General features: G+C 67.3%; 4 protein-coding genes. All 4 read right to left on the reverse strand.

From position 1 onward, the window contains the following. On the reverse strand, positions 1-972 hold a 972-nt coding region (locus HKK72_RS37980), incomplete at its 3' end, for a phosphoribosyltransferase (protein WP_187239220.1). Positions 973-1223: 251 nt separating this feature from the next. Further along, positions 1224-2108, reverse strand: coding sequence for a universal stress protein (locus tag HKK72_RS37985; protein ID WP_187239221.1), 885 nt, complete (start codon positions 2106-2108; stop codon positions 1224-1226). A gap of 267 nt (positions 2109-2375) precedes the next feature. Then, the gene (locus HKK72_RS37990) at positions 2376-2582 is read right to left on the reverse strand and encodes a DUF1918 domain-containing protein (protein WP_315987652.1); all 207 of its coding nucleotides are present in this window, start codon (positions 2580-2582) and stop codon (positions 2376-2378) included. A 346-nt stretch (positions 2583-2928) separates the two neighbouring features. Next, positions 2929-3154, reverse strand: a 226-nt coding sequence (locus tag HKK72_RS40370) for a hypothetical protein (RefSeq protein WP_222721649.1), incomplete at its 5' end; no start/stop codon positions are given.

Here is a 3154-nt window from a genome sequence, read left to right on the forward strand (position 1 = left end):
GCTTACCTCGGGTTGTCCGCGTAGCCAATCGGTGGCGTCGACCAGGCGCCGGGCCAGCAGCCCGATGTCGAAGACGTTGGCCCGGTCGGTCTCCTCCTCCGCCGTCAGAAGGTCGAACAGCAGTGTGCCGAGCCCGGCCCGGTTCAGCACAGCGGCCACGAATCGGTTGCGGGGGCTATAACGGCTGCTGCCGCTGCCGTGGGCGAACATGACGAACCCGCATGGATCATCCGGCACGGTCAGGTGCCCGGCCAGCCGTACCGGCCCGGCGCGTACCTCGGTCTCCTCATCTCGTGCCGGGTCGTCGTCCACGCCGGCACCGGCGGCCCGGCTGATCCGCTTGGCCGTGTGCCGCAGGCAGGCCACGACCTCCTCGTCGGAGGTCTGGGAGAAGTCCGCGTACCACTGCCCGATCGCGAAGAAAGGCGTCGGTGTCTGCAGGCTGATCAGTTCGTCGGCGTCGTGTTCGAGCCGGCTGGTCCAGTCCGGTGGTGCCACCGGCACGGCGAGCACCACGCGTGCCGCTCCGTGGGCGCGTGCGACCTGGCAGGCGGCCCGTGCTGTTGATCCGGTGGCGATGCCGTCATCGACAACGATCACCGTCCGCCCGCTCAGTGGCACCCGGTCCCGATCACCGCGGAACCGCTCGGCACGGCGTTCCAGCTCGGTTCGCTCGCGGCGCTCGACCGCAGCCAGTTCAACGGCGGACACACACGCCAACCGCACGATCTCCTCGTCGAGGATCCGCACGCCGTCCTCGCCGATCGCGCCCATTCCGAGCTCCGGCTGGAACGGCACACCGAGCTTGCGGACCACGATGACGTCCAGCGGTGCGTCGAGTGCCTGGGCGACCTCGAATGCCACGGGAACGCCGCCTCGCGGAAGACCGACGACGACCACGTCCTCGCCGCGCAGATGCCGTAGCCGAGCACCTAGACGCCGTCCGGCATCAATGCGATCAACGAATACCATGATGTCCCCCACAGCTCAGGTTTCCACCGACGAGCCCAGTGCTCCAGGGCCGATGGTCCTTTTCGCGGGAGACGTCCACGCCTGGGCGGATCAGGTCGCCGCAGGGCTCGCGCGTACGGACTGCCGCCTCGCGCGGGCGCGGGGGCGCATCGGGTCGTGCTGACGCTGCCGGTCGGTACGTGTCCCGATCCTGCTGATCTTCGGCGGTTGCCGATCTGGCCGGCGATTGGTTCAACACCCATCTCAGACCCTCAAGCGTTCGGGACACCTCCCATCCACGGACGGTGGTGCCGGTGCTCTCGGGCGACCAGCACCGGACAGGTGACGTGGTGGATGACGGCGTGGGCGGTGGTGCCCAATGCCAGCGTGTGTGCACCAAAGTGCTCGCGTGCCCCGACCACCAGCAGCTCCGCTTTCCGCGAGGCCTCGATGAGTGCGTGGCGGGAGCTGTCGCATGTGACCGATTCGATGATTCGGACGCCGGGGTGCTGCTTCCGCCACGGAACGAGGGCGCGGATGAGGAGGTTCTCTTCGTCTCGCTCGATCTCGGTCAGGGGGGCGCCCATGGCTGTCCGCCCGATTGGTCCTGTGGGCATGATCGGCCGCCAGGCGCGTATCGCCCGTAGCCTTATGCCACGCAGCTCGGCTTCGCCGAACGCGGCCTGCAGCGCTGTATCACCCCCGACCACGACGACGATCTGCCGGTCGTCGATGGGCGGCCGCCATCCGGCATGGACCAAGACCACGGGGCAGGAGGCGTGGCCGGCGACCTGCAGCGCGACCGAGCCGGCCAGCAGATCACGGAAGCCACCGTGGCCGCGTGTCCCCAGCACGACCAGCCCGGCCTCGGCCGATCGCTGGATGAGCGCTATGGATGGGCTATCTGTGACGACCTCGCTGCGTACGTGGACGCTCGGCGCGATCTTCTCGGCCTTGCGATGGGCGCCGGCGACCATACGGTGAGCTTCCCCCCAACTGAGGCTGCGGCGCACATCGACGCCGAACAGCGACCACGCGAACGCGTGGACCAGGCAGAGACCGACGCCTCTTAAGGACGCTTCATGGGCCGCCCAGCGGAGTGCCGCATCACTTGGAGGGGAACCGTCAACCCCGATGAGAATCGAACGTCGTGCCATTGCACCTGCTAGCTAAGAACGGCCGTCGTACCGCAGACATGCCGGATGATTCTGTTTCCTCTATGAGGTCGTGCGGCAGTCGATTCCCACCCCGCCCATGGAGTACGCACCCGACGGCGATCTCACGACCTTCGTCGGCCACGATGGTCATAAGGTCCATGCCATCGTGTAACCGCCGCGCAATCCGCGTTGCCGGGCCCTGCCCCGGAGAGCGCGTGCGTTACCCGCTGTTCCTTGTGCTGGTTCCAGTGCGGACGTCTGCGCGGATCACCGTGCCCGCTGTTTGCCGGGAAGGTGCTCGATCAAGGTGTCGGCGGAAGGGAAGAACACGCTCTCGTGACCGTCACGCCAGCGGACGAGGTAAGGCGGAGCACCGTTCTCACCATGTACTTCAAGGATCACACCCTCGCGCACCTCATCTCCCACGTGGCGACCCTTCACCATCAGCCCATCGCCTACAACCGCTTGCATCATTCCTCCTTATTTCTTGCCATCGCTTCAACCGTTTCCCAGGGCCTTTCGCGGCGAGTAGGGGCGAAGGTCCATCACCGGCCGAGCTTTGGCCGTCGTCGGCCCGATTTGATCAGGGGTGGGTGCGGGGTGCGGGTGTCTCAGGGTTGGCGAGGTCGGCGGTGCCTTGCGCCGCTTCGCCGGATGGGTCGCTCGCGGCTCGGTCGGGCATCCCATACTGGACGGAATCAACTACTGGGACACAGCTGACGGAGGCACAACCAGGAGGAGCCGGCGGGTGGGTTCAATGCCGGATACGAGCCTGTGCTGGTTCCTGTCGGCCGTGCGGCGGCGCGGTCCGCTGACGGGCTCATTCTGCGACAGCCTGCGGAGGCGGTTCGGGGGGTTCTCCGCCAACCACTTCTTGTCCGGGGCAGGAGGGGGAGAGCGGGCTGACGCCGGTGGGAGGCTTCCGCCGGGCCCCATCGCGGTTGACCACCATGGGATCGGTGTGCGGCGCAGTCCCGTCCGCCCGGGTGAGCAGATCCCAAACATGCTGGTTGATCTCGATAGGGCGTTCGAGGGTCAGCAAGTGG

It is taken from the genome of Actinomadura sp. HBU206391, from assembly GCF_014323665.1.
Classification (GTDB): domain Bacteria; phylum Actinomycetota; class Actinomycetes; order Streptosporangiales; family Streptosporangiaceae; genus Actinomadura_C.